Genomic DNA, 26,336 nt, shown 5'->3' on the forward strand with positions numbered 1-26,336 from the left:
GCCGGTGTCAGGAATGGGCGGCGAAGCGCTGCCGGAGCCGCGCGGCGACCGCCGCGGGCACGAAGGGCGAGACGTCGCCCCCCATGCCGGCGATCTGGCGCACCAGCGTCGCGGTGATCGGGCGGGCCTGCGTCGAGGCGGGCAGGAACACGGTCTGCACCTCGGGCGCCATGGCGCCGTTCATGCCGGCGAGCTGCATCTCGTAGTCGAGATCCGTGCCGTCGCGCAGGCCGCGGATGAAGATCGCGGCGCCGCAGCGCCGGGCGGCCGAGACGGCGAGATCGTTGAAGGTAACGATCTCCAGCGCCGCACCCTCGGCCTGGGCCACCGGCCCGCAGGTCTCGCTCAGCAGCGCCGCCCGCTCCTCGGCGGAGAACAGCGGGGCCTTGCCGGGGTGGACGCCGATGGCGATCACGAGGCGGTCCACCAGCCGGCAGGCCTGGCGGACCACGTCGAGATGGCCGTTCGTGACCGGATCGAACGAGCCGGCGTAGAGGGCAGTGCGGGTCATCGCGACCCGACCTAGAGCATTTTCGCGCCGGACGGAACCGGGCGGCGCCTCAGGCCTCCTCGCCGCCCTCGGGACCGGCCTCGGCGCCCTCGTCCTCGCCCTCGATGTGCTCCACCGAGACGACCTTCTCGTCCTTGGCGGTGTTGAACACCGTCACGCCCTGTGAGGCGCGGCCGACGATGCGGATGTCGTCCACCGGCACGCGGATCAGCTGGCCGCCGTCGGTGACCAGCATGATCTGGTCCGAGGCCTCGACCGGGAAGGACGCCACGAGGCTGCCGTTGCGGGCATTGACCCGCATCGCCGTGATGCCCTTCCCGCCGCGTCCCGAGGTCCGGTACTCGAACGACGAGGAGCGCTTGCCGAAGCCCCGCTCCGACAGGGTCAGCACGTACTGCTCGGCCGCGCCCATCTCGTTGTAGCGGTCGAGCGAGATCGCCGCCGCCTCGGCGCCGTCCTCGGGCTCCGCGTCGCCGTTCTCCTCGGCCTCGCCGGTCACGGCGCGGCGCATCTTCAGGTAGCCGGCCCGCTCCTCGGCGCTGGCGTCGAAGGCGTTCAGGATGGTCATCGAGATGACCCGGTCGTCCTTGGCCAGCAGGATGCCGCGCACGCCGGTCGAGTCGCGGCCCTTGAAGACGCGCACGTCCTCGACGGGGAAGCGGATGCACTGACCCAGAGCGGTGGTCAGCAGCACGTTCTGGTCCGGCCGGCAGATCTCGACGTGGACGATGTGGTCGCCCGGGTCGAGCTTCATGGCGATCTTGCCGTTGCGGTTCACCGTGGTGAAGTCCGAGAGCTTGTTGCGCCGGACGTTGCCGCGCGCGGTCGCGAACATGACGTCGAGCGTCTCCCACGACGACTCGTCCTCGGGCAGCGGCATGATCGTGGTGATGCGCTCGGAGGTGTCCTGCAACTGCAGGATATTCACCAGCGCCTTGCCGCGGGCGTTCGGGGCGGCCATCGGCAGGCGCCAGACCTTCTCCTTGTAGGCCTGGCCCTGGCTGGAGAAGAACAGCACCGGCGTGTGGGTGTTGGCCACGAACAGGCGGGTGACGAAATCCTCGTCGCGGGTCGCCATGCCGGAGCGGCCCTTGCCGCCGCGGCGCTGGGCCCGGTAGGTCGAGAGCGGCACACGCTTCACGTAGCCGGCGTGCGACACGGTCACCACCATGTCCTCGCGGGCGATCAGGTCCTCGTCCTCGACGCTGCCGTCGAAGTCGACGATCTCGGTCCGGCGCGGGGTGGCGAACTGCTCGCGGACCTCGGCGAGCTCGCCCTTGACGATGCCCTGGATGCGGGCGCGCGAGCGCAGGATGTCGAGGTAGTCGGCGATCTCGTCGGCCAGCGTCTTCAGCTCGTCGCCGACCTCGTCGCGGCCGAGCGCCGTGAGGCGTTGCAGGCGCAGGTCGAGGATGGCGCGGGCCTGGGTCTCGGACAGGCGGTAGGTCCCGTCCTCGGCGACGCGGTGGCGCGGGTCGTCCACGAGCGCGATCAGCGGCGCGATGTCGTGGGCCGGCCAGTCGCGGGCCATCAGGGCCTCGCGGGCCGTGTTCGGGTCCGGCGAGGTCCGGATCAGGCGGATCACCTCGTCGATGTTGGCGACCGCGATCGCGAGGCCGCACAAGACGTGGGCGCGCTCGCGGGCCTTGCCGAGGAGGAACTTGGTCCGCCGGGAGACGACCTCCTCGCGGAAGTCCACGAAGGCCTGGAGCAGGTCCTTCAGGTTCATCAGCTCGGGGCGGCCGCCGTTCAGCGCCACCATGTTGCAGCCGAAGGAGCTCTGCAGCGGCGTGAACCGGTAGAGCTGGTTCAGCACCACGTCGGCCATGGCGTCGCGCTTGATCTCGACGACGATGCGCATGCCCGTCCGGTCGGATTCGTCGCGCAGGTCCGAGATGCCCTCGACGCGCTTCTCCTTCACCAGCTCGGCGATCTTCTCAACCAGCGTCGCCTTGTTCACCTGGTAGGGGATCTCGGTGAAGATCAGCGCCTCGCGCTCCTTGCGCAGCTCCTCGACATGCGACTTGGCGCGCATGATCACCGAGCCGCGGCCCGTCGCGTAGGCCTGCCGCGTGCCGGCCCGGCCGAGGATCATGCCGCCGGTCGGGAAGTCCGGGCCGGGCACGATCTCGGTGAGCTGCTCGATGGTCAGGCCCGGATCGTCGATCAGCGCCACGCAGGCGTCGATCAGCTCGCCGAGATTGTGCGGCGGGATGTTGGTCGCCATGCCGACCGCGATGCCGCCCGCGCCGTTGACCAGCAGGTTCGGGAAGCGGGCCGGCAGGACGGTCGGCTCCTCGCGCGACTCGTCGTAGTTCGGTCCGAAATCGACGGTGTTCTTGTCGATATCGGTGAGCAGCGCGGTCGCGGGCTTGGCCAGCCGCGATTCGGTGTAGCGCATGGCGGCCGGCGGATCGCCGTCCACCGAGCCGAAATTGCCCTGCCCGTCGATGAGCATGAGGCGCATGGAGAAGTCCTGCGCCATCCGCACGAGGGCGTCGTAGATCGATTGGTCGCCGTGCGGGTGGTAGAGACCGATCACGTCGCCGACGATGCGCGCCGACTTGACGTATTTCCGCTCGGGCAGGTGCCCGGATTCGAAGGCGGAGTAGAGGATGCGCCGGTGCACCGGCTTGAGACCGTCGCGGGCGTCGGGAAGCGCCCGGCTCACGATCACGCTCATCGCGTAATCGAGGTAGGAGCGGCGCATCTCGTCGGTGATGGAGACGGGGCGGATGTCGCTGGCGGGCGGGGCGGCGCCAGTCGGATCGTTCTCGGCCAAGTCGGTATCCGTTCTGAAGCCCGGACGGGCGGTGCTCACGGCCGTTCCCGGGTGGCGCGCGATGCGCCGGAACGGCCTCTCGGAAGAGCAGTGATATCAGACGGTTAAATAAGGTTTTCCGAGGCCGCCTGCAAGGTCGCAGCGCGGCTGCCGGCGCGCGTCCCGGCCGGGATGCGTCCCGGCCGGATCGGGCCGGGACGCGGAGGGCCGCGCTCAGTAGAACGTGACGTGCCGGTGGCCGTACGGGCGGCCGTACGGGCGGCCATGCCAGACGTGGTGGCGGTGCCAGTGGCGGCGGAAATGGTGGTGCCGGTGCCAGTGATGGCGACGGTGCCAGTAGTGGCGGCGGTGGTGCCAGTGGCGCCGCCAGTGGTGGCGGCGGTGCCAGTGGCGGCGGTGGCGCCAGTGGGCCTGCTGCACCGCGGGGGCGGGCGCGGCGGCCTCGGCGCTCGCGGGGACCGGCAGGGGCGCCGCGCGCGCGGGCGCACTCGCCAGCCCGCCGAGCAGCGCGGCGAGGAGGACCAGGATCGGCCAGGGTCGCATCGTTTCTCTCCCGTGTGAGCGCCCGTCCGAGTCCAGCGGATCCGGGCCGGCACGAGGCTCGCGCCGTCGCCTGAAACGGCCAAGGTCGGCAAACGGTTCGATCCGTTCCGACTGCGCAGATGCGCCACCCTCGCGCACCACCCTCGCGCACCGCCCTTGCGCGGGGCCGGAAAGCGCCCAGTTTCCGGAGCAGGCGCTTCCGGGCCGTCTCCCGCCCGGCTTCCCGACGAGCCGCGTAAGACTCCCATGGCGTTCGCGTTCCCCGACACATTCCGCGCCCTCCTCCCGCGCCGCTTCCGGGACCGACGCCCGCGGGTCGCGGTGGTCCGACTGTCGGGCACGATCGGGGCGGTCTCGCCGCTCCGGCCGGGGCTCTCGATCGGGGGCGTCGCGGGCAGCCTGGAGCGCGCCTTCGGGATGCCGGGGGTGAAGGCGGTGGCGCTGGTGATCAACTCGCCCGGCGGCTCGCCGGCGCAGTCGCACCTGATCCACCGCCGCATCCGGGCGCTGGCCGAGGAGAAGGGCGTGCCGGTGATCGCCTTCGTGGAGGATGTCGCGGCCTCCGGCGGCTACATGATCGCCTGCGCGGCCGACGAGATCGTCGCCGACCCGACCTCGATCGTCGGCTCGATCGGCGTGGTCTCGGCCGGCTTCGGCTTCCACGCCCTCCTGGAGAAGCTCGGCGTCGAGCGCCGGGTGCACACGCAGGGCGAGGCGAAGTCGATGCTCGACCCGTTCCGCCCGGAGGATCCCGCCGACGTGGAGCGCCTGAAGCGCATCCAGGCCGACGTGCAGGACCTGTTCACCGGCCTCGTCACGGCCCGGCGCCCGGGCCTGTCGACGTCCGAGAACCTGTTCACCGGCGCGGTCTGGACCGGGCGGCAGGCGCTGCCCCTCGGCCTCGTCGACGCCCTGGGCGACGTGCGCACCGCGATGCGTGCGCGCTTCGGCGAGAAGGTCGACCTGCGCCTCGTCGCCGAGGCGCGCGGCGGCCTGCTCTCCCGCATCTTGCGCCGGGGCGGCGCGCCGGGCGGGATCGACCTGGCCGAGGGGGCGATGGCCGCGTTCGCGGAGCGCGCGGCCTTCGCCCGCTACGGGCTCTGAGGGCTCAGGCTGCGACCTGACCGAGGAAGCGCTCGATCTCGCCCTCGAGGTCGGCCGCGACCGCGTCGACGGTCTGAGCCGCCTCGGTGACCGTGGCGGCCATGCGGGCCGAGCGCCGCGCGGCGCCGGCGACCGTGGTCAGGCCGCCCGCGATGGCCTCGGTGGCGCCGGCCGTGTCGGCGACGTTGCGGGAGATCTCGGCGGTGGCCGCGCCCTGGGCCGAGACCGCCGACGCGATCCCACCCGTGGTGGCGCTGACCGCCCGCATCCGCTCGCCCATCCGGCCGATGGCCGCCACGGCCGCCGTCGTCGAGGCCTGCACGCCGGCGATCTGGCTGCCGATCTCCTCGGTCGCCCGCGCGGTCTGCGACGCCAGCGCCTTCACCTCCGCGGCCACCACGGCGAAGCCCTTGCCGGCGGCGCCGGCCCGGGCGGACTCGATCGTGGCGTTGAGCGCCAGCAGGTTGGTCTGCTCGGCGATCTGGCGGATCAGCCCGACCACCGCGCCGATGCGCCCTGCGGCCTCGGCGAGCTCGCCGATCTCGGCGTTCATGGCGTCCGACTCCGCGGCGGCCGTGGCCACCAGGGCCTCGGCCTGGTCGAGCTGGGTCTCGATCTCCGCGATGGAGGCGGAGAGCTCCTCGGCGGCGCTCGCGACGGTCTGGACGCTGGCGGAGGTCTCGTGCGAGCCGCGCTCGGTCTCGGCGACGGCGGCCTCCGCCTCGGCGGAGCTGGCCGCCATCTCGCCGGCCCGGGCGCGCATCGCGCCGGTGCTGGCGGTCAGTGCGTCCTTCAGGCGGACGATCTGGCCGCGGAACGCCTCGATGGCGCGGTCGAGGGCGGCCCGCCGCCGCGTCTCGTCAGCTGCGCTCGCGCTCTGCAGGCTCTCGAGTTCCCGGGTCCGCACGCCGGAGACGCGCAGCACCTCGAGGGCGCGCGCCACCGTGCCGATCTCGTCGCCGCGCGCCGCGTGGGGGATCGCCGAGTCCAAGTCGCCGGCCGCGAGGGCCTCGATCCGCGCCGCGATCGCCGAGAAGGGCCGGAACAGCCGCGCCGCCGCCAGCCCGACGAGGGCACAGGCCAGCACCGCGATGATCAGGGCGGCGACGCTGAGGCTCGTCATCGTCTGGGCGTGGGCGTCGAAGTACATCTCGATCGGCAGGCCGACGAACAGGATGCCGTTCACCTTGCCGGCGGCGTCGACCGTCGGCTGGTACACCGTGTGGTAGCGCCGCCCGAACAGGGTCGCCGGCCCCTCGTAGGTTCGCCCGCCGCGGATCGCGGCCTGGGCCGGGCTGTCGGCGGCGAGCGCCGTGCCGAGCGCGCGGGTCCCGTCCTCCCGGCGCACGGTGGTCTGGCGCCGCACGAAGCTGTCGGAGGCGGGCTCGTAGCTGAACACCGTCGCCAGGCCGCCCGAGTAGGCGACCGCGTCGTCCACGACGCCGGCGTCGGCGAAGCCCGACAGGCTCGGCGTCGACACCCGGGCGACGCGCGCCCCGTCGAGGTCCGCCGCCGCGCCCTCGACCCGCGCCGCCAGGACGAGCGCCAGAGTTCTCAGGTTGCGCTCGCCGTTGGTGCGCTGGCGCGCCTCCATCTGCGACCAAGTTTGTCGCGAGACCGTAATCCAGATGGCGCCGGCGGTGAGTGTCACGGCGAGCATCGCCAGCAGGATGACTTTCGTCGACAGAGTCATCCTGCGCAGCGAATAGGAATGTGTGCGCATCTATTGGTATCCGTGCCTATAGCCGGCCGGACACTCTGTCGTGAGGTTGAAATGACGGGTTAAGGTTCGCCATAAAGGCGAGCCATTGCCGCAGATTTCAACCCTGCCCTGCGCGCCGGGCGGAGACGCGGGCGAGCGCCGCCAGATCCTTCTCGCCGTCGCCGTGGCTGATCGCCTCGATGAGACCGTCCCGCAGCACGCTGGCGAAGGGCATCGGCACCCCGGCGCCCTCGGCCGCCTGCAGGGCGAGCCGCACGTCCTTGGCCCCGAGCCTGAGGATGAAGCCCGGCGGCTCGTAGCGGTTCTGTGCGATCGAGGCGCCGTAGCCCTTGTAGACCGGCGAGGCGAACAGCGTGTTGGTCATCAGGTCGAGGAACTCGGCGCCCGGGACGCCGTGGCCCTCCGTCAGGGCGCAGGCCTCGGCCATGGCCTCGATCGCCGAGATCAGCATGAAGTTGCCGGCGAGCTTGACGGCGTTCGCCCGCGTCGGGTCGTCGCCGAAGCGCCAGGTCCTGGCGCCCATCGCGTCGAGGAGCGGGCCGGCGCGGTCGATGAGGGCTCCCTCTCCCGCCGCAACGATGTTGAGCTTCCCGGCCTCCGCCACGTCCGGCCGCCCGAAGACCGGGGCCGAGACGTAGGGGACGCCGGCCCGCGCGTGGACGGCGGCGAGCTGCTTCGCCAGGGCCACCGAGACCGTGCTCATCCCGATATGCAGGCCGGGGCGCTCCGGCCGGTCGAGGAGGCCGCCGGCCACGATCACGGCCTCGAGGGCCGCGTCGTCGGCCAGCATGGTGATCACGGCGTCCCCGGCGAACGCCTCGGCGGCGCTCGCCACCGGGGTGACGCCGTCGATGCCGCGCGCGGCCTCCGGCGAGCGGTTCCAGGCGCGGACCGCGTGGCCGGCCCGCGCGAGATTGGCCGCCATGGCGCGACCCATCCGCCCCATCCCGATGAATCCGACGTCCATGCCGTGCTCCTCGACGCGCTGTGCCGTCTGCCAACTGGGAAACCCCGGGCGACGGTCAACGGCCCCGGCCGGATTTGCGGCGCTCGCACGGCGTGGCAAGCTCGATCCATGCTGCAGAATCGCATCACCGACATTCCCGGCCTGCGGGTCGGCCACGCCACCGACCTGCGGCTCGCCAGCGGCGTCACCGCGATCGTGTTCGATGAGCCGGCCGTCGCCGCGGTCGACGTGCGCGGCGGCGGGCCGGGCACCCGCGAGACCGACCTGCTCGACCCCGAGCGCACCGTGGAGCGGGTCGACGCCTTCGTGCTCTCCGGGGGCTCGGCCTTCGGCCTCGACGCGGGGGCGGGCGTCGCGGCGTGGCTCGCCGAGGCCGGGCGCGGCTTCCCGGTCGGCGCCATGCGGGTGCCGATCGTCCCCGGGGCGGTCCTGTTCGATCTCCCCAACGGCGGGGACAAGGCCTGGGGCCGCTATCCGCCCTATCGCGAGCTGGGCTTCGAGGCCGCCGCGGCCGCGGCGGAGGATTTCGCCCTGGGCTCGGTCGGGGCCGGGACGGGCGCGCGCACCGGGCGACTGAAGGGCGGGATCGGATCCGCCTCGGCGCAGGTGCCGGGAACGGGCTTCCGCGTCGGGGCGCTCGCGGCCGTGAACGCCTTCGGCAACGCGACGATCGGCGCCGGGCCGCATTTCTGGGCGGCGCCCTTCGAAGAGGGCGACGAGTTCGGTGGTCTCGGCGCGCCGGTCCGGGTGCCGCCGGAGGCCCTCGCCTTCCCGGCCCGGGCGCTGCCGGGCGCCGCCACGACGCTGGCCGTGGTGGCGACCGACGCGGCACTGACCAAAGCGCAGTGCCGGCGCCTCGCGGTGGCCGCGCAGGACGGCCTCGCCCGCGCGCTCGTGCCGGCGCACACGCCCCTCGACGGCGACCTAGTCTTCGCCGCGGCGACCGGCGCCGTGCCCCTCGCCGAACCGGTGGTCGACCTCGCCCGCCTCGGCGACGTCGCCGCGCGCGTCCTGGCCCGGGCGGTGGCCCGCGGCGTGTTCTCGGCGACGAGCCTGCCCGGGCACGCGCCGTCATTGCCCCTGGCCGGCACGGGGCTTCCACCGGCCTGGCGCGACCTGTTCGGCGTCTGATCGGCGGCGCCGGCCCCGCCCCGCCCCGGCGCGGAACGATGCCGCAGGCCCGGGGTTACTGGCCGCGGCCGGAGGCCGCGACGCGGCCCGGATCGCACCGGGCCGCGCCCTGTGCCCAGCGGGAGAGAATCTCATGAGAATGACCGGCCTGATCGTCGCCGCGTCCGTCGCACTGTTCGCCGGCGGAGCCCAGGCGATGCCCGTGGCGCCGCTGACCGGCGGCGACGCCGCCGTCACCCTCGTCCGCGGCGGCTGCGGGTTCGGCGCCCATCGCGGGGCCTACGGCGGCTGCCGCCTGAATCGCGGCCCGCGCGGTGCGATCCGCCGCGCCGTCACCGGCGCTCCCCGCGGCTGCCCGCCCGGCCTCTATCGCGGCCCGCGGGGCGTCTGCCGCCGCTGAGTGACGGCGCTGGCGCCGCCCCCTGGGGTGGCGCCAGCGCGGGTTGCGGCTCTCGAGGGATGGCGGTCAGCGCAGGGGCGAGCGCCCCTGGGGGAGCGCGATCGTCGCGGTCGCCTCGGCGATCTGGTCCGGGCCCCCCTTCGGCGGCCAGATCCCCGCCTCGTAGGCGCGGGACCGCAGCGCGGCCCGCTCCTCGAGGCTCGGGAAACCCCAGACGTGCGTGATGCGCGGCGCACCGTCGAGGGCGTACAGGTTGACGACGAGGTGCTGCGTGTAGGCGCGAGCCGGCCCGATCGCGGCCTCCCAGGCCGCGAGGGTCGGCGGCAGGCCCCCCGGCTTCAGGCGATAGGTCCGGATCTCGTACACCCCGCCCCGGTCGCCCGTCCGGATCGGCGGCAGGAAGGGGAACGGGGCGTAGCTGTCCATCTCCAGCGCGGTGATCACGTGCCCGGCGTTGAACGGGTTGGCGCTGAGGAGGGCTCGCCGGCGCTCGGCGGTCATGTCCTCGGGCGCCGCGAAGCCGCGCAGCACGATCAGGCGCCCCAGCGTCCCGATCTCGCTGCGCCAGCAGCCGACCAGCTCGCCCTTGGCGTCGGGATCGTCCAGCCAGGCCTCGACGCCCTCCGAGACCTGACCCACCGCGAGCAGCGGGCACGAGAGGGTCGCGAGTTCGTACAGCATGGGCGCCTCGGCGACGTCGTCCCATCGACGTCACGCCGTCAAAGCGGGAGAACGCCTTTCGTTGCCATCGGGACGCGCGGACCAGCCTCCGCGCTGCCGGCCGAGCCTCACAGCTCGGCGCGGGCATCCTCCAGCAGCTGCGCCAGCCCGCTGTCGACCTCCTCGGCGAGCATCGTCCGCTCGGCGTCGGTGAGGTCCTTGGCCCAGGCGCCGCTGCCGAACCCGTCCGTGCAGCGCGCCCGCTCCGAGGCGATGTAGGCCTCGGTCTCGACCGGCCGGGTCTTCATCGCGTGGACGAAGCCGAACCATGCCGCCCGCTCCACCACCGCGAGCCGCGCCCGCAGCCGGATGGCCACCGCCTTCTCCGGATCGATCCCGTCCGCGCTCATCGTGGTTCTCCCGCGTCCTTCTCGGCGAGCCGATCCAGCAAACCCTGGAGCTGCCCCGGCACCGGCTCGGTCGCCGAACGCGCGTAGAGGACGCGCAGTTGCCGGCCGATCTCCGCGAGGCTCATCGAGCCCTTGGCGATCACCCGGTCGGCCTGCCGGTTCAGGCTCTCCTTCTCGGCGGCCGTGACCTCCTTGGCGGTGAGCACCACCACGGGCACGTCGCCGTCGGGCCGCGACCGGAGGGCCCGCAGGAAGCCGAACCCGTCCATCTCGGGCATCATCAGGTCGAGCAGGATCAGGCTCGGCCGCGCCTGGCTGACCCGTTCCAGGGCGATCCGGCCGTTCTCCGCCTCGTCGACGGTCCAGCCCTCGCGGCCGAGCGACCGGCGCAGGCGCTCCCGGGCATCCGCGTCGTCGTCGACCACGAGGACCCGCGCCTCGTTCGGCGCCGCGGGCCGGTAGCGCTCCATCAGGCCCTTGAGCCGGTCCCAGTCGATCGGCTTGACGAAGTAATCGGTGGCGCCGAGCGCCTGGCCGAGCCCCTGCTCGGCCACCACCGAGGTCATGATCACCGGCGTCCCGGCGAGGTCGGGGTCGTTGCGGACCGCGTGCAGGACCGCCCAGCCGTCCATGCGCGGCATCTCGACGTCGAGCAGGATCGCCCGCGGCTTCAGGGCCCGGGCGAGCGTCAGGCCGGCGCGGCCGTCGTTGGCGCTGCGGACGTGGAAGCCCTCGCGCTCCAGGAAGCGCTGGAGCAGCTCGCGGGCGGCCGGGTCGTCGTCGACCAGCAGCACCGTCTCGTGCTCCTCGTGCGGCTCCACCGGCGTGTGCGCCTCGGCCTCGGTCGGCGGCGCGTCCTCCGGGCGCAGGGTCGCGGGCAGGCGGATCGTGAAGGTCGCGCCCGCGCCCGGGGTGCTGGCGACGCCGATATCGCCGCCCATCGTCCGGCAGAACGCGCGGGTGATGGCGAGCCCGAGGCCCGTCCCACCGAACTGCCGGGTGGTCGAATCGTCGGCCTGGACGAAGCGCTCGAACAGGCGGTCGATCTGGGCCTCGGTCAGGCCGATGCCGGTGTCGGCGACCGCGAAGGACAGCCAGTCGGCCCCCGCGTCCCGGTGCCGCCGCACCGTCAGGGTGATCATCCCCCGCTCGGTGAACTTCGCGGCGTTGCCGATCAGGTTCAGCAGGCACTGGCGGATCTTGGTCTGGTCCTGGTGCATGGACCCGAGGCCGGCCTCGCCCGCCGCGCCGGCGTCGAGGACGAAGCGGTTGCCCTTCTTCTCGACCAGGGATCCGGTGGAATCGGAGACGTCCCGGAGCAGGTCGGCCACCGTGAAGGTCTCGGCCGAGGCGGTCATGCGGCCGGCCTCGATCTTGGAGATGTCGAGGACGTCGTTGATCAGCGACAGCAGGTGGCGGGCGGCCGCCTCGATCTTGCGCAGGTCCGGCAGGAGGGCGGCCTGGCCGATATCCTCGAGCTCCTCGCCGAGCATCTCGGAGTAGCCGATCACCGCCGAGAGCGGGGTGCGCAGCTCGTGGCTCATGTTGGCGATGAACTGGCTCTTCGCCCGGTTGGCCGCCTCGGCGGCCTGTCGGGCGCGCTCCACCGCCTCCTCGGCCTCCTTGCGCTCGGTGACGTCGACGCAGGTGCCGACCCATTCCCGCAGGGAGCCGTCCTCGGCGAGGACCGGCACGCCGCGCACCTCCATGGCGCGCCAAGCCCCGTCGTGCCGGCGCAGCCTGTACTCGACCTCGTAGGTCGCGCGCGCCTCCACGCAGGCGGCCCAGGCATCGGCCGCGTGGCCCCGGTCGTCGGGATGGACGGCGTCCAGCCAGCCCCAGCCCTGGTAGGCCTCCTCGGTCTGGCCGGTATAGGTGCTCCACCGGACCTGCGGCGGCATCAGCTCGCCCGCCGCGTCCGTGTTCCAGATCACCGCCGCCGAGGCGTCCACCAGCGCCCGGAAGCGCTGCTCGGAATGGCGCAGGCGCTCCTCGACCGCGCGGCGGACGGTGATGTCGGTGTTGGTCCCGTACCAGCGCAGGATCCGCCCGGATCCGTCCCGGTGGGGCAGCGCCTTCGACAGGAACCAGCGGTAGCTCCCGTCGCGGCCGCGCAGCGGGAACGTGTCTTCCCAGGACCGGCCCAGCGTGATCGCGGCGCGGTAGCGCTCGGTCACCGACGCGACGTGGTCCGGGTGATGGACCGTGCGCCAGCCCCAGCCCCGCATCTCCTCGAGGGAGGTGCCCGTGTAGTCGTACCAGCGCTGATTGTACCAGACGATGGTGCCGTCGGCCTCGGCGATCCAGGCGAGCTGCGGCAGCGTCTCGGCGAGGTTGCGGTAATCGGCCTCCGTGACGGATCCTGGGCCGCTCTCAGTCTCGCTCATCGACCCGACGCTGTCCCGTCACCCGCCCCGCGGCGGCTCGAACCAGTATTCCTTATACACGCATCGCGTCCGGATCCGACCGCGCAGCCGCGGGGGGCGGCGGCCGGCGAAACCGCAGGGCGTCGATCGTGTAGAGCGCGAGCGCCACCCAGATCAGCGCGAGCATCAGGGCCCGATGCGGCTCGACGCGCTCGCCGTAGACGAGGACGCTCAGGACGAGCAGGCAGGTCGGCGCCACGTACTGCAGGAGGCCCAGGGTCGTGAGCCGCAGGCGCACCGCCGCGGCGGCGAACCAGATCAGCGGCAGCGCGGTGGTCAGCCCCGTCAGCATCAGCAGGGCGCGGTCCCCCGGCGCGGCCGGCAGGAACGGCTCCGGCGACAGGACGAGCCAGACGATCGCCGCCGGCAGGAGCAGCAGGGTCTCGGCCAGGAAGCCGACCAGCGCGTCGACGCCGACGATCTTCCGGGCGAGCCCGTAGAGGGCGAAGCTCACCGCCAGCGACAGTGACATCAGCGGCAGTTCCCCGGCCCACACCACCGCGACGGCGACGCCCGTCGCGGCGATGCCGATCGCGACGGCCTGCGCCGGCCGCAGGCGCTCGCCCAGCACCACCCGGCCGAAGGCCACGCTCACCAGGGGATTGATGTAGTAGCCGAGGCTCGCGTCGAGCAGGTGACCCCCGCTGACGGCGTAGAGGTAGAGCAGCCAGTTCACGCCGATCATCGCCGCCGAGAGCACCAGCAGCGCGTGGCGCTTCCGGAGCGGCAGCGGCAGGTTGAGGCGGTGGCGGGCCGCCAGGATCAGCGCCAGCGCGCCGGCGAACACGCTCGACCAGACGATCCGCTCCGACAGGATGTGGTACGGCGTGTAGGCCCCGAGCATCCGGAAATGCACCGGGACCACGAGGCCCCAGCTCAGGTAGGCGGCGAGCGCGTAGACGAGGCCCACGGAGTCCTCCCGGTCGACCCGGATGGGCGGCCGGGTCCGCGGGCTTTAGCCCGGACGGCCCGATCGCGACAGGCCGGGCGGTGCAGGGCTGCCATCCGGACCGGCGAGCCGACCCCGGGCGGCCCGGCTCGCGGACGGCGCTCCGGCTACGGCGCGATCCAGCCACCGGACCACCCGCCGGCCAGCCGATGCCAGGCGGCCCGGCGGTGCCCGCGGCGGTCGAGATAGAGGAAATCAAGGCGCTCGGCCCGAACCAGAGCGGCGGCGAAGTGCGGCCGGCCGAGCGTCGCGGCCGCGGTCTCGTCCGGCAGGTTGTAGGCGTCCCCCGCCGGAAGCGACGTACCGGGGCCGGGCTCGGCCCCGTAGCAGACCCGGCTCATCGCCCGGGACCCGGTCCAGGCCGCCTCGGCCAGAGCGTCGTCGGTGTGCAGCGCGGCGCGGCCCTCGACGCGGATCTGGATCTTCGCGGCCGCGTCGTAGGCGGCGACGGCGCAGGCCGGATCGGCCAGGATCTCGGCGGCCTTGTCGGAGCGGCGGTCGCAGTGGAACCGGAGCGTCCCCTCGGCCGGGTCGGCGGCGCGCAGGACCACGGTGCGCAGCCGCGGCCCGCCGTCGGCCCCGAGCGTCGCCAGGGTCGGCAGGTGGAAGCCGCCACGGCCATGGGCGGCACCGTCCGCCAGCAGCCGCCAGAGTTCCGCGAAGGTGGCGTCGAGGTCGTCGTAGAAGGCGGGCAGCGGCGTCCGTGTCATGCGGCGCCCCGCTTCCTCCGGCGCTCGCGGAAGATCAGCGCGAGGTTGCGCAGGTAGATGCCGGTGGAGAGGCTCTGGCCGATGATGATCACCGGCTCGCGGCGCACGAACCCGTAGACCAGCGTCATCATCCCGCCGAGGATCGACAGGAACCAGAACGACAGCGGCATCACGCTCCGCCCGGCCCGCTCGCTGGCGATCCATTGCAGGATGAAGCGCGATCCGAACACCACCTGGGCGACGATTCCGAACACCAGCCAGAAGTCGAGCCGGGTGACGAACACGTCGTAGAAATAGGCCGGCAGATCGTGGGCGAGCTGGATCAGCATCCGACGTCCTGGTCCGCGGGTTGGCCGGCTGGCGGCTCCGCCGGCGCGCCGGCGGGGCCGGCGATCTCCTCGGGCCGCGGGTCCGCGCGCTTGCGCCGGATCAGCCACCAGACGCCGGCGAGATCCAGAAGCCCCACCCAGAGGCGGTCGAACAGGCCGTAATTGGACACGCCCGTCAGCCGCGGCCGGTCGACCACGTCGCGGTGGACGACGGAGAAGCCCTCGCGGGCGACCAGGGCCGGCATGAACCGGTGCAGGGCGTCGAAGTACGGCAGCCTGAGATACACGGCGCGGCGGAAGACCTTCAGGCCGCAGCCGGTGTCGCGGGTGGAATCGTTGAGGATCCGGCCGCGCACGCCGTTGGCGATCCGGGACTGGAGCATCTTGAAGCGGCCGTCCTTGCGGCCGCGCCGCTGGCCCTGGGCGAGACCGGCCCCCGGTCCCGCCGCCTCAAGGGCCTCGAGCAGCGCGGGGATGAAGGCCGGATCGTTCTGGCCGTCGCCGTCGAGGGTCGCGACGATCCCGCCGCGGGCCGCCAGGACGCCGCTGCGCACCGCCGCCGACTGGCCGCCGCTCCGCGCGTGGCGCAGCACCCGCAGCCAGGGGCGCCCCGCCCGGGCCGCCGCCAGGGCCGCCGGCGTGCCGTCGGTGGAGCCGTCATCCACGTAGATCAGCTCGAAGGCGAGGCCCGCGCAGGCGGCCTCGATCTCGGCCACCAGGGGCGCGATGTTGCCGGCCTCGTTCTTGACCGGCACGACGACGCTGAGATGGAGAGATCCGCTCACGGGGCCACCGCGTAGGCCGTCACGAAGACCCGGCGGCCGGTGTTGAGGTTGAAGCCCTCGACCTCCGCAAGGGGCGCGGGCGCACCCCGACCGACCGGCCAGGCCGCGTTGAAGTCGTCGCGGTCCCGGGATTCCACGAAGAGCAGGCGGCAGCCGCCGCCCTCGAGGAAAGATCGGGCGGCGGCCCCGTCGGGCGGCAGGGCGAGGCCGGTGCCGACGAGGAAGACGAGGCTCGGCTCGCGGTAGCCGAGGCTCGCCACGAGCGGGTTCGGGCAGGGCATCCGCTCGCGCAGGGCCGCGAGCCGCGGCGAGACCTTCAGGGCCGGCAGCGAGCGCTGCGCCACGCCGAGCACCGCGGGCCCGAGCAGGGCGGAGGCCAGCACGCCGAGGACGAGCGCGCGCTCGGCCGACCCGTGCGCGAAGGCGAGCCAGGCCAGGAATGCGACCGCGCAGGCGGCGGCGAGCAGCGGGAGGGCCGGCCACGGGATCGTGTGGGCGTCGAGGCGCCAGCCGGCGAGGCAGAGGCCGAGGGTCAGGGCGACCGGGATCGCCGGCAGCAGCAGGGCCGTCAGGCGGGCGCCCCGCAGGCGCGGGTCCAGCGCACCCCGGTTCAGCGCCAGCACGGTCAGGATCGCGAGCCAGGGCATCAGCGGCAGCACGTAGTGGGGCAGCTTGGTCGGCACCGCCTCGAAGATCAGCCAGGCCGGCAGCACCGCGGCGATCAGGAAGATCACGGCGGGCTCCCGCCGCGCCCGCCACGCGAAGGGCAGGCTCATGGCAGCGAAGGCCGCCCCGGGCCAGAAGGTCGCGAAGAACACGAGCGCGTAGGCTCCGGGCGGTCCCCAGTGCCGCTCGGCCACCCCGCCGACCTTGCCGAGCATGTCGTGCCCGACCGCCTCGGCGTAGAACGCGCCGCCGCTCTTCCAGGCGATCGCCGCGAACCAGGGCGCCACCAGCAGGAGCGTCAGGGCGAGGCCCGGCCCCGGCCGCAGGGGCAGCAGCCAGCGGCCGGACCGCGCGACGAGCGACAGGCCGAGCGCCGGCAGCGCGACGAAGAGCGGCACCATCGGCCCCTTCACCAGGATCCCGACCGCCATGCCGAGCCAGAGCGCCGCGAAGGTCGGCCGCGAGACCGGCCTGCCGTCCCGCGGCGCCAGCCACGCACGGGCGAGCGCGGCGAGGCTCGCGGTGGCGCAGGCGGCGAGCAGCGCGTCCGTCTTGGCGAGGTGGGCCTCGGCCGAGAGCATCAGGCAGGCGCCGTAGAGGGCAGCGGCGAGCAGCGCCGACCGCCGGGGCAGGAAGGCGAGCGCCCCCCAGTAGGCGAGCAGGACCGAGGCGACGGCGCCGATCAGCGACGGGATGCGGTACAGGGCGATCTGGGTGCGGGCGCCGGGCACGCCCAGCGCCTCGCCGGCCGCCACGGCGGCGGCCTGCGCCCAGTAGATCCCCACCGGCTTCTTGTGCCGCGCCTCGCCCTGGAAGCGGATATCCACGAGGTCGCCGCTCTCCAGCATCTGCTTCGAGGCCTGGGCGAAGCGGGGCTCGTCCCGGTCCATCGGCTGCAGCGAGATCTGGCCCGGCAGGAACAGGAGCAGGCACAGCGCCAGCAGGGCGGCGGCGGCCCTGCCGTGGGTGAGGCTCAGCGCGTCGAGCCCGCGGCCGATCCGGTCGACGGGGGCAAGGCGCGGCGCGCCGCCGGCGGAGAGGCTCGTGGTCATGCCGGGCCGGTCAATCAGGAACGCGGCGCGAGGTCAAATACGGCGGTGCCGTCGCCGGCCGCGACGGCGCGCACGCACATCACGATGCGCGGATGTGGCGCCGCTCCCGCCGCGCGTCCCGGCCCTGAGGTTCGCCGGTCCCCGCCTGTCGGGGACGGGACCGCCCTACGACGCCGCCCGGAGGCGCGCGAAGCCGGCGTCGAGGTCGGCCTTGAGATCGGCGGTGTCCTCGAGGCCGATGTGGAAGCGGAGCGCCGGTCCGCCGGGGGCCCACCGGGTCGCGGTCCGGTAGCCCGCGCAGTCGAAGGGGATCACGAGGCTCTCGAAGCCGCCCCAGGAGAAGCCCATCCCGAAGAGCTGCAGCCCGTCGAGCATGGCCGCCACCGCCGCCTCGGGCACCGGCTTGAGGATCACCCCGAACAGACCGGAGGCGCCCGCGAAGTCGCGCTTCCAGATCGCGTGGCCCGGATCCTCCGGCAGGCCGGGATGGAGCACCCGCAGCACCTCGGGCCGCGCCTGGAACCACTGGGCCATCTCCAGCCCGGCGCGGCCGTGCTCGCGCAGCCGCAGATTCATCGTCCGCAGGCCGCGCAGCGCCAGGAAGATGTCCTCGGCGCCGGCGCACATGGCGAAATGGTCGAAGGTGCGGCGCACGGCCGGGTAGTACCGGGCATTCGCGGAGGTCAGGCCGATCAGCAGGTCCGAGCCGCCGCTCAGGTACTTGGTGCCGGCCTCGACCGCGATGTCGACGCCGCGCGCGTGCGGCGGGAACAGCAGCGGCGTCGCCCAGGTGTTGTCCATGATCACGCAGGCATCGTGGGCGTGCGCCACCTCGGCGATGGCCGGGATGTCCTGCATCTCGAAGCTCTGAGATCCGGGCGCCTCGACCAGCACGGCCCGGGTGTTCGGGCGCATCAGCGCCGCGATGCCGGCCCCGATGACCGGGTCGTAGTAGGTGATCTCGACGCCGTAGCGCGCCAGCACGCCGTCGCAGAACTGGCGGGTCGGCCGGTAGGCGGAATCGGTGACGAGGAGGTGGTCGCCCGCCGACACCGCGGCCATCAGCGCGACGGTGAGCGCCGCGAGGCCCGAGGGCGTCACGACGGTGCCGGCGGCGCCGGCGAGTTCCGTCCAGGCCCCCGTCAGCGCGTCCATGGTGGGCGTCGCCGAGGTGCCGTAATTGTAGCGCCCGCGCCGGTTCTTGATCGCGTCGTAGGTCGGGTAGAGGACCGTGGAGCCGCGGTAGATCGGCGTGTTCACGAAGCCGTGCTGCTCGCCCGGGTCGCGGCCCGCGTGGACGAGGCGCGTCGCGGGCGCGAAGGTCTGCGTGGCGTCGGGCGAGGGCTTCAGGGACATCGAGGCTCGGAGATCGCGTTGCGGTGCACCGCACGAAGCGCGCCGCGCCCGGCGAGGTCAAGCCGGACGCGCGGGCTCGCAGTGCCGAGCCGCCGCGTTTTCCGCCGTCACGGCTTCTCGGGCGGATCCGAGACCACGGCCTCCTCGTAGGCCTCCATCCACGCGGCGCGCTCCTGGGAGCCCTCCGGATAGGGGCATTCGCTCACGGGCTTCCCGTAGAGGCGCGCGTTGCGGCCCTGGATGAACGGGCTGTCGCTCGCGGTGGCCTGGACGTTGGTCAATATCGCCTCCCGAAGACTTGGAGTGGGGCTTCGTTAACGGCCGCGCCGTAAATCTGTTGCCGTCTCAAGTCGCGTCCCGGGTGGTCGCTTGCGTATCCTGCGTTCCCTCCTCGGCGCCGTCCTCGTCCTCGTCTCGACGGCGACCGTCGCCCTCGTCAGCGCCGACCGGCTCGCCCATCTGGCGCCGGCGCCGGTGGTCCGTGCCGCCCAGGCCGAGCCGTCGGCGACGGGGTCGATCCCGCTTCCGGCGAAGGCCGCACCGGCGCCGAAGCCGGCCGTGCCCAGCATCCCCAACGGGTTCGACACGGAGCGGCTGCACGCGCTGATGCGCGGCGACCCGATCCTGCCGGGCCGCTGAGAGCGGGCCGGAGCGCGCTCATCCCACCCTCCGCGTGATCCCGGGGCGCGCCGCGCGCACCTCGGGACCTGGGATTTGTTGGGATCGGCCGGGGATCGCCCTACCGCGCCGTCCGGAAGACCTGCAGGTCGAGGTCGCGGACCTTCTTGCGCAGGGTGTTGCGGTTGACGCCGAGCAGCTCCGCGGCCCGGATCTGGTTGCCGCGGGTGGCGGCGAGCGCCGCGCCGATCAGCGGCCCTTCGATCTCCCGCAGGATCCGGTGATACAGCCCGGGGGGCGGCAGCGTGTCGCGATAGCCGGAGAAGTAGTCCGAGAGGTGGCGCTCCACCGCGCTGGACAGGGTCTCCGACTCGCCGTTGGCCTTGCGGGCGGCGCCGTTGGCGGCCGGCGCCGCGGGTGTCGCCAGCGGCAGCGTGTCGAGCTCGGCCTCGATCACCGGGCCGGTGATCGTCTCCTGCGGGTAGAGGGCGGCGAGCCGCCGGACGAGGTTCTCGAGCTCGCGGACGTTGCCGGGCCAGCGGTAGCGCTTCAGCCGCTCCATGGCGTCGCCGTCCAGGGTCTTCCGGGTCAGGCCCTCGCGCTCGACCAGCACGAAGAAGTGGCGGACGAGGTCCGGCACGTCCTCGGAGCGCTCGCGCAGGGCCGGCAGCCGCAGCGGCACGACGTTGAGGCGGAAGAACAGGTCCTCGCGGAAGATGCCCTGCTGGATCGAGACCCGCAAGTCCTTGTTGGTGGCCGCGATGATCCGGACGTTGGTGCGGATCGGGACGCGCCCGCCCACCGTCGTGTACTCGCCCTGCTGGAGCACGCGCAGCAGCCGGGTCTGCGCCTCCATGGGCATGTCGCCGATCTCGTCGAGGAACAGCGTGCCGCCCTCGGCCTGCTCGAACCGGCCGGCGGAGCGCTGGAGCGCCCCCGTGAACGCGCCCTTCTCGTGGCCGAACAGCTCGGACTCGATCAGGTCGCGCGGGATCGCCGCCATGTTGACCGGCACGAACGGGCCGGTGCGGCGGCGGCCGTAATCGTGCAGCGCGCGGGCGACCAGCTCCTTGCCGGTGCCCGACTCGCCGGTGATCATCACGGTGAGGTCGGTCGGCATCAGCCGGGCGAGCGCCCGGTAGATCTCCTGCATGGCCGGCGAGCGGCCGACCAGCGGGATGTCCTCGTTCTCGGGGGGCGCCCCGGCCGGCGCCGCGCCGCGGGGGCGCGAGAGCGCCCGGCCCACGATGGCGATCAGCTCCTTCAGGTCGAAGGGCTTGGGCAGGTACTCGTAGGCGCCGCGCTCCGAGGCGCGGATCGCCGTCATGAAGGTGTTCTGCGCGCTCATCACGATGATCGGCAGCTCCGGCCGCACCCGCTTGATGCGCGGCAGCAGGTCGAACACGTTCTCGTCGGGCATGACCACGTCGGTGATGACGAGGTCGCCCTCCCCCTGCGCGACCCAGCGCCAGAGGGTGGCGCAGTTGCCCGTCGAGCGGACCTCGTAGCCCGCCCGGGACAGCGCTTGGTTCAGCACGGTGCGGATGGCGGCGTCGTCGTCGGCGACGATGATGTGGCCGTTCGGCATGACTCTCTACTCAGACCTCCGACGGGGGGCCGGATTCGGGGATCGACATCACGGATCGACCGCCGATTCGCGCCCGTCCCGGGCACTCGACATCGGCAGAAGGATGCGGAACGCCGTGCGGCGCGGGGCGGGATCGCACTCGACGATCCCGCCGTGATCGCCGACGATCTTGGCCACCAAAGCAAGACCCAGGCCGGAGCCCTGCGCCTTGGTGGTGACGAACGGGTCGAACAGGTCGGGCAGCAGGTCGGCCGAGATGCCCGGGCCGTTGTCGCGCACCGCCACCTCGATCGGCAGGCTGACCCGCTCGCGGGAGCCCGGAACCTGCAGGCGCAGGCCGGTGCGGAAGGCGGTCGACAGGGTGATCTCGCCCTCGACCGCGTCCGGGCCGATCGCCTCGGCGGCGTTCTTCACGAGGTTCAGGATCACCTGGATCAGCTGGTCGCGGTTGCCGAGCACCGGCGGCAGCGACGGGTCGTAGGTCTCGATGAACCGGATGTGCCGCGCGAAGCCCGACTGCGCCGAGCGCTTCACCTGGTCGAGCACCCCGTGGACGTTGACGGCGCCGCGATCCGAGGGGCGCTCGTCGCCGAACAGCTCCATGCGCTCGACGATGCGGACGATCCGGTCCGACTCGTCGCAGATCAGGCGGGTGAGCAGCCGGTCCTCCTCGGCGCCGGTGCTCTCGAGGAGCTGCGCCGCGCCGCGGATGCCGGCGAGCGGGTTCTTGATCTCGTGGGCCAGCATCGCGCCGAGCGCCACCATCGAGCGCGCCGCGCCGCGATGGGTGAGCTGGCGGTTCATCTTGTCGGCGATGGTGCGCTCCTGGAGCATCATCACCACGGCCTCGCCGTCGTCGCCGAGCGGCGTCGCGAACACGTCGACGCTGCGCTCCAGGCCGAGGCGCGGCTGGGTCAGCTCGACCCGGTACTCGCTGACGCTCGCGCGGCGCCGTCGGACCTCGGCCACGAGCGCGATGATCGGCGAGGCGAACGGGATGATGTCGCGCAGGCGCCGACGCTGCATCAGCCGCGCCGAGTAGTCGAAGAACGCCTCCGCGGCGTGGTTGCAGTGGAGAATCTGCTCGTCGGCGCCGATGGTCAGGACCGGCAGCGGCAGCGCGTTCAGGACGGCCTCGGCGGCCGTGTCGCGCCGGGTGCCGGGTTCGCGCGGGAGGGGCTCGTCGCTCACGCGGCCTCCTGCACGGGGTTCGCCGCGCCCGCGAAGGCCCGGGCCAGCAGGTTGAGCGCGATCTCCGGGTCGGTGGTGGTGAGGAGGGTCGCGCGTTCCGCGGGACCCAGCGCGCCGCCGGTCTCGGCGTAGGCGGCGAGGTGCTTGCGGGCGTGGCGCACGCCCATGTCGCGGCCGTAGAGCGAAAGCAGCCCCGCGTAATGCTCGGCGGCCAGGACGGCCTGCGCGGCCCGGGACGGTTCCGCGGCCGGCCGGCCCGCGAGCGCCGCGGCGACTTGGCCGACCAGCCAGGGGCGGCCGGTCGCCGCACGGCCGATCATGACGCCCGCGGCGCCGGAGGCGTCCAGGCAGGCGCGGGCGCTGGCGAGGTCGGTCACGTCGCCGTTGGCGATCACCGGGATCGACACCGCCGCGACGACGGCCCGGATCGCCGACCAGTCGGCGCTGCCCTTGTAGAATTGCTGCCGGGTCCGCCCGTGAACCGTCACGGCGTTCAGGCCCAGCCGCTCGGCCCGGGCGGCGAGATCCGCGGCGTTGCGGCTCGCGTCGTCCCAGCCGAGGCGCATCTTCACCGTCACCGGGACCGACACCGCGCCCCGGACCGCGGCGAGCAGGCGCTCGGCGTGGTCGAGGTCGCGCATCAGGGCCGAGCCCGAGGCGATCCCCGTCACGATCTTGGCCGGGCAGCCCATGTTCACGTCGATCACGTCGGCGCCCCCGGCCTCCGCGATCCGGGCGGCCTCCGCCATCGGGCCCGCCTCGCAGCCCGCGAGCTGGACCACGTGCAGGTCGACCCCGGAGCCCTCGGCGCGCATCGCGGCCTCGCCGGACCCGCGCGCGAGTTCCCGGGCCGCCACCATCTCGGAGACGACCGCGTCGGCGCCGCAGCGGCGGGCGATGCGGCGCATGTGCAGGTCGGTGACGCCCGAGAGCGGCGCGAGCAGGCAGAGCGGGGCGGGATCGGTCCCGTTTGCCCCCTCCGCGGTCGCGCCCGCACGGCGCAGCGCGCTCAAATATTGGTCAGTCGTCATTCTGCACAACAATGAGGCAAAGCCGGTCCGCTGGCAAGCGGGACCGCGCGTTGATTTCGGGCCCTCCCCCGCTTAAACGACGGGCACCCTCCGCGGCAGGGTCACGGCGGCACGCCTGGCCCGCGCGCTGGCCGCCATTCCGCCCCTCAGGACGTCACGAGCTCGTTGCCCATGCCCGCCACCGGCACGCCAGCCACCGGACCCGCCAGCGCGGGAGCCGGCGTCGCCGCGGTGGTGGTGGCGGCCGGACGCGGCATCCGCATCGGCGGCGGCACCCCCAAGCAGTACCGCCGAGTCGGCGGCCAGGCGGTCCTCACCCGCACCCTGGCGGCGCTCGCGGCGGACGACGCGATCGCGCGGATCCAGCCTGTGATCGCCGCCGACGCGGCGGAGTTCTTCCGCGACTGCCTGGAGGAACTCGCGCCCGCGATCCGCGCCAAGCTCGCGCCGCCGGTCGAGGGCGGCGCGACGCGCCAGCTCTCCGTGCGCGCCGGTCTCGAGGCCCTGGCCGCCGGCGACGCGCCCGAGATCGTGCTCGTCCACGATGCCGCCCGCCCCTACGTGGATTCCGCTTTGATCGCCCGGGCGATCGCGGCTGGCCGCGACCACGGGGCGGCCGTTCCCGGCGTGCCGGTCACCGACACGGTCAAGCGCGTCGTCGACATCGCGCCCGGCATCGGCCGGGTGCACGAGACCCCGCCGCGGGAGCACCTGCGCGCGGTCCAGACACCCCAGGCCTTCGTGTTCGGCCCGTTGCTCGGCGCCCACCGGGACGCCGCCGCGCAGGGCCTCGACGGTTTCACCGACGACGGCGCCCTCGCCGAATGGGCCGGCCTGCCGGTGGTGGTGTTCGCGGGCGACGTCGCCAACCGCAAGATCACCCAGCCCGCCGACCTGATCGAGGCGGACCGCGCCTTCGCGACCGAGACCACCGCATTGCCAGCGCCGGGAGCCCGCGCCATGACCACCTACGTGACCCGCCTCGGCACCGGCTTCGACGTGCACGCCTTCACCACCGGCGACCATGTCTGGCTGGGCGGAGTGAAGATCCCCGCCGACCGCGGCGTGCTCGCCCATTCGGACGGCGACGTCGCGCTGCACGCCCTGACCGACGCCCTGCTCGGGGCCATCGCGGACGGCGATATCGGCACCCACTTCCCACCCTCCGACGAGCGCTGGCGCGGGGCTTCCTCGGACCAGTTCCTGGCCCATGCCTGCGACCTCGTCCGTGCCCGCGGCGGCCGCATCGACCACCTCGACATCACCGTGCTCGCCGAGGCTCCCCGCATCGGCAAGCACCGCGAGGGGATCCGCGCGCGCATCGCCGCCATCGCGGGCGTCCCGCTCTCGGCGGTCTCCATCAAGGCGACGACCACCGAGAAGCTCGGCTTCGTCGGCCGGGCGGAGGGGCTCGCCGCCCAGGCGGCCGCGACGGTCCGGCTGCCCGAGGAGGACGGCCCCGCCCTCGACGCGCAGGCCGAGACGGCGATGCGGCAGGGCTGAGCGGCCAGGGCTGGGCGGCCAGGGCTGGGCGGCCAGGGCTGGGCGGCCAGGGCTGGGCGCGTCGCGCTCGGTGTCAGGCCACCCGCACCAGCAGCGCGATCGCCGCGACGCCCAGGACCGCCATCGTCAGCAGGATGCCGCCGCCCCGGCAGGCGAACTGGCGCGGCGAGTTCGGGGGCGCGAACATCCCGATCGGGTGCAGGATCCGGGCGACCAGCAGGGCGACCAGCAGCGCCCGGACGAGCCCGTGGCTGCCGCCGCTCGCCTCCAGCAGGCCGACGACGATCAGGGCCAGCGGCACGTATTCCGCGAAATTGGCGTGCGAGCGCACGCGCCTGAGGACCGTGTCGTCGCCGCCGTCGCCGAGCAGCACGTTCCCGGAGACGCGGGCCCCGATCACCCATCCCGAGAGGCCGAGATACACGAGGGCGAGCAGCCCGGCGTAGAAGGCCGTGGTCGCGGGGAAGATCATGGAAGGGCTGTCTCCAGTCGGCGGCCGCCGGTCCTTGAGCCGGGCTCGGCCATGGGTCACAACAGGAGATAGGGCGGCGGCGCCCGAGGGGAGCCCGTTCGCGATGGTCGACGACGCAGAGCTTCTCGCCCGGGCCGAGGCGCTGGTGACCGCCTACGCGGCGGACGGGCGCACCGTCGCCACCGCCGAATCCTGCACGGGCGGCCTCGTGGCCGGGCTGCTCACCGCGGTGCCGGGCTCGTCGGCCGTCCTGGAGCGCGGCTTCGTCACCTACTCGAACGACGCGAAGGCCGAGGCGATCGGTGTGCCCATCGACCTGATCCGCCGGTACGGCGCGGTCAGCGAGCCCGTGGCGCGGGCGATGGCCGCCGGGGCGCTGGCCGCGTCGCGGGCCTCCGTCGCTGTCGCGATCACCGGCATCGCCGGCCCGGGGGGCGGGAGCGCCGAGAAGCCGGTGGGGCTGGTGCATTTCGGCCTCAGTCGGCGAGATGGCGAGACGCGCCACCTGGAGCGGCGCTACGGCGATCTCGGGCGCGCGGGCATCCGCCGCGCCGCCGTGGCCGACGCGCTCGGTCTGTTGGAGGACGCCCTCGGCGACTGATCGCGGCACGGGAAGGACGGCCCACGGGTACGGTGACGACCCGCCTCTGCCTCGTCGGCGGGGGCCCCGCCCGGACGATGGCGGGCCTGCTCTTCGTCCGCGCGAGCCTCGACGTCACCGTTCTGGAGAAGCACGCGGACTTCCTGCGCGACTTCTGCGGCGAGACCATCCACCCCTCCGGCCGATGGACGAGCCGGGCTTCACCGAGCGCTTCCGCGCCCTCCCCCATGCAGTCCCGCGTGATCGCCGCGTCGTTGGCGGCCGACGTGCCGGTCCGGGCGCCGCTCGCCCTGCGCCTCCTCGACGCCCTGCCGCGGCTTCAGGTCCTGCCGGCGCGGAGGATCGGGATGGATGTTCGGCCCGAGCATGTGCGCGTGTCGCTGCGGGCCTGACGCCATCCCTGCGCACCGTCTTTGCGAGCGCAGCGAAGCAATCCAGGGCAACGCCACATTCGGAGGCGTCCCATTTCCCTGGGTCGCTTCACGGCGCGCGCGAGGACGGCGGCTAGGTAGGGAACTCATACAACCAACTGCTGTTGCTCGTGTTTTCGTCCTGAGATTGGGGTTTCCAGCGCAGGAGGTTCGCGATGGCACGGTTGTTCTGGCTCTCCGATGAAGCCTGGGGGCGGATCGAGCCGCACCTGCCGCACGGCCAACCGGGCAAGCCCCGGGTCGACGACAGGCGAGTGATCAGCGGCATTCTGCATGTGCTGAAGGTCGGCTGCCGCTGGCAGGACACGCCCTCCGCTTACGGTCCGCACACGACGGTCTACAACCGCTACAACAGATGGTCTCAGCGCGGGATCTGGCAGCGGCTGTTCGCCAAGAT

General features: G+C 73.4%; 26 protein-coding genes and 1 pseudogene. 8 read left to right on the plus strand and 19 right to left on the minus strand.

Annotation, left to right across the window (positions count from 1 at the left end; genetic code table 11):
* Window positions 1–7: 7 nt before the first annotated feature.
* The 3 genes from coaD to BLW78_RS14440 form a co-directional block, all read right to left on the minus strand.
* Entirely contained in the window at window positions 8–511 is a 504-nt protein-coding gene (gene coaD / locus BLW78_RS14430; RefSeq protein ID WP_020095391.1) for a pantetheine-phosphate adenylyltransferase, read from the minus strand.
* Window positions 512–560: 49 nt separating this feature from the next.
* Window positions 561–3,293 carry a DNA gyrase subunit A gene (gyrA, locus tag BLW78_RS14435; protein WP_091680398.1) on the minus strand — a complete coding sequence of 911 codons (2,733 nt, stop codon included), beginning with the start codon at window positions 3,291–3,293 and terminating at the stop codon, window positions 561–563.
* 213 nt (window positions 3,294–3,506) lie between these two features.
* The gene (locus BLW78_RS14440) at window positions 3,507–3,836 is read right to left on the minus strand and encodes a hypothetical protein (RefSeq protein WP_091680399.1); all 330 of its coding nucleotides are present in this window, start codon (window positions 3,834–3,836) and stop codon (window positions 3,507–3,509) included.
* Between the two features lie 246 nt (window positions 3,837–4,082).
* Between BLW78_RS14440 and BLW78_RS14445 the strand changes: the two genes are divergently transcribed.
* Entirely contained in the window at window positions 4,083–4,940 is an 858-nt protein-coding gene (locus tag BLW78_RS14445; protein WP_091680401.1) for a S49 family peptidase, read from the plus strand.
* Between the two features lie 4 nt (window positions 4,941–4,944).
* Here BLW78_RS14445 and BLW78_RS14450 read toward each other — a convergent pair whose 3' ends face one another.
* Together BLW78_RS14450 and BLW78_RS14455 are read right to left on the minus strand one after the other, a co-directional pair.
* Complete coding sequence (locus BLW78_RS14450) at window positions 4,945–6,663, minus strand: methyl-accepting chemotaxis protein (RefSeq protein WP_091680403.1); 1,719 nt, start codon at window positions 6,661–6,663, stop codon at window positions 4,945–4,947.
* A 97-nt stretch (window positions 6,664–6,760) separates the two neighbouring features.
* Window positions 6,761–7,630 carry an NAD(P)-dependent oxidoreductase gene (locus tag BLW78_RS14455; RefSeq protein ID WP_091680405.1) on the minus strand — a complete coding sequence of 290 codons (870 nt, stop codon included), beginning with the start codon at window positions 7,628–7,630 and terminating at the stop codon, window positions 6,761–6,763.
* A gap of 108 nt (window positions 7,631–7,738) precedes the next feature.
* On the opposite strand from BLW78_RS14455, the gene BLW78_RS14460 reads away from it, so the two are divergent.
* Together BLW78_RS14460 and BLW78_RS14465 are read left to right on the plus strand one after the other, a co-directional pair.
* Window positions 7,739–8,761: a P1 family peptidase gene (locus BLW78_RS14460; protein ID WP_091680406.1), complete on the plus strand. Its 1,023-nt coding sequence runs from the start codon at window positions 7,739–7,741 to the stop codon at window positions 8,759–8,761.
* 133 nt (window positions 8,762–8,894) lie between these two features.
* Window positions 8,895–9,161 carry a GCG_CRPN prefix-to-repeats domain-containing protein gene (locus BLW78_RS14465; protein ID WP_100252347.1) on the plus strand — a complete coding sequence of 89 codons (267 nt, stop codon included), beginning with the start codon at window positions 8,895–8,897 and terminating at the stop codon, window positions 9,159–9,161.
* A gap of 66 nt (window positions 9,162–9,227) precedes the next feature.
* On the opposite strand, the gene BLW78_RS14470 is transcribed toward BLW78_RS14465, so the two are convergent.
* From BLW78_RS14470 to BLW78_RS31375, 10 genes are all read right to left on the minus strand, one after another.
* A complete protein-coding gene (locus BLW78_RS14470) occupies window positions 9,228–9,842 on the minus strand; it encodes an NIPSNAP family protein (RefSeq protein WP_091680408.1) in 615 nt (204 codons plus the stop codon).
* Window positions 9,843–9,949: 107 nt separating this feature from the next.
* The gene (locus tag BLW78_RS14475) at window positions 9,950–10,231 is read right to left on the minus strand and encodes a hypothetical protein (protein WP_020095400.1); all 282 of its coding nucleotides are present in this window, start codon (window positions 10,229–10,231) and stop codon (window positions 9,950–9,952) included.
* Window positions 10,228–12,618 (minus strand): response regulator, encoded by a 2,391-nt coding sequence (locus BLW78_RS14480; protein WP_091680409.1) that lies wholly within the window; start codon window positions 12,616–12,618, stop codon window positions 10,228–10,230. Before BLW78_RS14480 ends, BLW78_RS14475 begins: the two co-directional genes overlap by 4 nt.
* Before the next feature lie 52 nt (window positions 12,619–12,670).
* Window positions 12,671–13,567: an EamA family transporter RarD gene (rarD, locus tag BLW78_RS14485; protein ID WP_091680411.1), complete on the minus strand. Its 897-nt coding sequence runs from the start codon at window positions 13,565–13,567 to the stop codon at window positions 12,671–12,673.
* A gap of 146 nt (window positions 13,568–13,713) precedes the next feature.
* On the minus strand, window positions 13,714–14,316 hold the full coding sequence (locus BLW78_RS14490; protein WP_091680413.1) for a pyridoxamine 5'-phosphate oxidase family protein: 603 nt from the start codon (window positions 14,314–14,316) through the stop codon (window positions 13,714–13,716).
* Window positions 14,313–14,645, minus strand: a complete 333-nt coding sequence (locus tag BLW78_RS14495) for a lipid-A-disaccharide synthase N-terminal domain-containing protein (protein WP_020095404.1) — start codon at window positions 14,643–14,645, stop codon at window positions 14,313–14,315. Before BLW78_RS14495 ends, BLW78_RS14490 begins: the two co-directional genes overlap by 4 nt.
* Entirely contained in the window at window positions 14,639–15,430 is a 792-nt protein-coding gene (locus tag BLW78_RS14500) for a glycosyltransferase (protein ID WP_091680414.1), read from the minus strand. Before BLW78_RS14500 ends, BLW78_RS14495 begins: the two co-directional genes overlap by 7 nt.
* On the minus strand, window positions 15,427–17,148 hold the full coding sequence (locus tag BLW78_RS14505) for a glycosyl transferase (RefSeq protein ID WP_091680416.1): 1,722 nt from the start codon (window positions 17,146–17,148) through the stop codon (window positions 15,427–15,429). The genes BLW78_RS14500 and BLW78_RS14505 overlap by 4 nt, the downstream gene beginning before the upstream one ends.
* A 165-nt stretch (window positions 17,149–17,313) precedes the next feature.
* Window positions 17,314–18,504: a cystathionine beta-lyase gene (metC, locus tag BLW78_RS14510; protein WP_091680418.1), complete on the minus strand. Its 1,191-nt coding sequence runs from the start codon at window positions 18,502–18,504 to the stop codon at window positions 17,314–17,316.
* 107 nt (window positions 18,505–18,611) lie between these two features.
* The gene (locus tag BLW78_RS31375) at window positions 18,612–18,785 is read right to left on the minus strand and encodes a ribosome modulation factor (RefSeq protein WP_012319140.1); all 174 of its coding nucleotides are present in this window, start codon (window positions 18,783–18,785) and stop codon (window positions 18,612–18,614) included.
* Between the two features lie 88 nt (window positions 18,786–18,873).
* Here BLW78_RS31375 and BLW78_RS14515 point away from each other — a divergent pair, with 88 nt between their 5' ends.
* Window positions 18,874–19,143: a hypothetical protein gene (locus BLW78_RS14515; protein ID WP_056532366.1), complete on the plus strand. Its 270-nt coding sequence runs from the start codon at window positions 18,874–18,876 to the stop codon at window positions 19,141–19,143.
* A 100-nt stretch (window positions 19,144–19,243) separates the two neighbouring features.
* Here the strand turns inward: BLW78_RS14515 and ntrC are convergent, their stop codons facing one another.
* Genes ntrC through dusB form a run of 3 tightly spaced genes read right to left on the minus strand, consistent with a single transcriptional unit; the run spans window position 19,244 to window position 22,932 of the window.
* Window positions 19,244–20,710: a nitrogen regulation protein NR(I) gene (gene ntrC / locus BLW78_RS14520; protein ID WP_012319142.1), complete on the minus strand. Its 1,467-nt coding sequence runs from the start codon at window positions 20,708–20,710 to the stop codon at window positions 19,244–19,246.
* 48 nt (window positions 20,711–20,758) lie between these two features.
* A complete protein-coding gene (locus tag BLW78_RS14525) occupies window positions 20,759–21,901 on the minus strand; it encodes a two-component system sensor histidine kinase NtrB (RefSeq protein ID WP_020095410.1) in 1,143 nt (380 codons plus the stop codon).
* Window positions 21,898–22,932 carry a tRNA dihydrouridine synthase DusB gene (gene dusB / locus BLW78_RS14530; protein WP_091680420.1) on the minus strand — a complete coding sequence of 345 codons (1,035 nt, stop codon included), beginning with the start codon at window positions 22,930–22,932 and terminating at the stop codon, window positions 21,898–21,900. Before dusB ends, BLW78_RS14525 begins: the two co-directional genes overlap by 4 nt.
* A 171-nt stretch (window positions 22,933–23,103) precedes the next feature.
* Between dusB and BLW78_RS14535 the strand changes: the two genes are divergently transcribed.
* Window positions 23,104–24,435: a bifunctional 2-C-methyl-D-erythritol 4-phosphate cytidylyltransferase/2-C-methyl-D-erythritol 2,4-cyclodiphosphate synthase gene (locus tag BLW78_RS14535; RefSeq protein WP_091680422.1), complete on the plus strand. Its 1,332-nt coding sequence runs from the start codon at window positions 23,104–23,106 to the stop codon at window positions 24,433–24,435.
* Between the two features lie 73 nt (window positions 24,436–24,508).
* Here the strand turns inward: BLW78_RS14535 and BLW78_RS14540 are convergent, their stop codons facing one another.
* Window positions 24,509–24,907: an MAPEG family protein gene (locus BLW78_RS14540; RefSeq protein WP_091680423.1), complete on the minus strand. Its 399-nt coding sequence runs from the start codon at window positions 24,905–24,907 to the stop codon at window positions 24,509–24,511.
* A 103-nt stretch (window positions 24,908–25,010) separates the two neighbouring features.
* On the opposite strand from BLW78_RS14540, the gene BLW78_RS14545 reads away from it, so the two are divergent.
* The 3 genes and pseudogenes from BLW78_RS14545 to BLW78_RS14555 all read left to right on the plus strand — a co-directional run.
* Entirely contained in the window at window positions 25,011–25,508 is a 498-nt protein-coding gene (locus BLW78_RS14545) for a CinA family protein (protein WP_091680425.1), read from the plus strand.
* A 77-nt stretch (window positions 25,509–25,585) separates the two neighbouring features.
* A pseudogene (locus BLW78_RS31645) lies at window positions 25,586–25,734 on the plus strand (FAD-dependent oxidoreductase); the annotation flags it as partial.
* Between the two features lie 360 nt (window positions 25,735–26,094).
* The coding region (locus BLW78_RS14555; protein WP_139307691.1) for a transposase at window positions 26,095–26,336 on the plus strand (242 nt) is incomplete at its 3' end.

This window comes from Methylobacterium sp. 275MFSha3.1 (genome assembly GCF_900108435.1).
Taxonomy (GTDB): domain Bacteria; phylum Pseudomonadota; class Alphaproteobacteria; order Rhizobiales; family Beijerinckiaceae; genus Methylobacterium.

Excerpts from the sequence above, each read along its gene's own strand:
- BLW78_RS14535 (WP_091680422.1), top strand. The coding sequence starts at position 23,104 with ATGCCCGCCACCGGCACGCCAGCCACCGGACCCGCCAGCGCGGGAGCC.
- BLW78_RS14450 (WP_091680403.1), bottom strand. The coding sequence starts at position 6,663 with ATGCGCACACATTCCTATTCGCTGCGCAGGATGACTCTGTCGACGAAA.
- BLW78_RS14460 (WP_091680406.1), top strand. The coding sequence starts at position 7,739 with ATGCTGCAGAATCGCATCACCGACATTCCCGGCCTGCGGGTCGGCCAC.
- BLW78_RS14440 (WP_091680399.1), bottom strand. The coding sequence starts at position 3,836 with ATGCGACCCTGGCCGATCCTGGTCCTCCTCGCCGCGCTGCTCGGCGGG.
- dusB (WP_091680420.1), bottom strand. The coding sequence starts at position 22,932 with ATGACGACTGACCAATATTTGAGCGCGCTGCGCCGTGCGGGCGCGACC.
- BLW78_RS14465 (WP_100252347.1), top strand. The coding sequence starts at position 8,895 with ATGAGAATGACCGGCCTGATCGTCGCCGCGTCCGTCGCACTGTTCGCC.
- BLW78_RS14475 (WP_020095400.1), bottom strand. The coding sequence starts at position 10,231 with ATGAGCGCGGACGGGATCGATCCGGAGAAGGCGGTGGCCATCCGGCTG.
- ntrC (WP_012319142.1), bottom strand. The coding sequence starts at position 20,710 with ATGCCGAACGGCCACATCATCGTCGCCGACGACGACGCCGCCATCCGC.
- BLW78_RS14545 (WP_091680425.1), top strand. The coding sequence starts at position 25,011 with ATGGTCGACGACGCAGAGCTTCTCGCCCGGGCCGAGGCGCTGGTGACC.
- BLW78_RS14495 (WP_020095404.1), bottom strand. The coding sequence starts at position 14,645 with ATGCTGATCCAGCTCGCCCACGATCTGCCGGCCTATTTCTACGACGTG.
- BLW78_RS14490 (WP_091680413.1), bottom strand. The coding sequence starts at position 14,316 with ATGACACGGACGCCGCTGCCCGCCTTCTACGACGACCTCGACGCCACC.
- BLW78_RS14540 (WP_091680423.1), bottom strand. The coding sequence starts at position 24,907 with ATGATCTTCCCCGCGACCACGGCCTTCTACGCCGGGCTGCTCGCCCTC.
- BLW78_RS14455 (WP_091680405.1), bottom strand. The coding sequence starts at position 7,630 with ATGGACGTCGGATTCATCGGGATGGGGCGGATGGGTCGCGCCATGGCG.
- BLW78_RS14480 (WP_091680409.1), bottom strand. The coding sequence starts at position 12,618 with ATGAGCGAGACTGAGAGCGGCCCAGGATCCGTCACGGAGGCCGATTAC.
- BLW78_RS14445 (WP_091680401.1), top strand. The coding sequence starts at position 4,083 with ATGGCGTTCGCGTTCCCCGACACATTCCGCGCCCTCCTCCCGCGCCGC.
- metC (WP_091680418.1), bottom strand. The coding sequence starts at position 18,504 with ATGTCCCTGAAGCCCTCGCCCGACGCCACGCAGACCTTCGCGCCCGCG.
- coaD (WP_020095391.1), bottom strand. The coding sequence starts at position 511 with ATGACCCGCACTGCCCTCTACGCCGGCTCGTTCGATCCGGTCACGAAC.
- BLW78_RS14470 (WP_091680408.1), bottom strand. The coding sequence starts at position 9,842 with ATGCTGTACGAACTCGCGACCCTCTCGTGCCCGCTGCTCGCGGTGGGT.
- BLW78_RS14505 (WP_091680416.1), bottom strand. The coding sequence starts at position 17,148 with ATGACCACGAGCCTCTCCGCCGGCGGCGCGCCGCGCCTTGCCCCCGTC.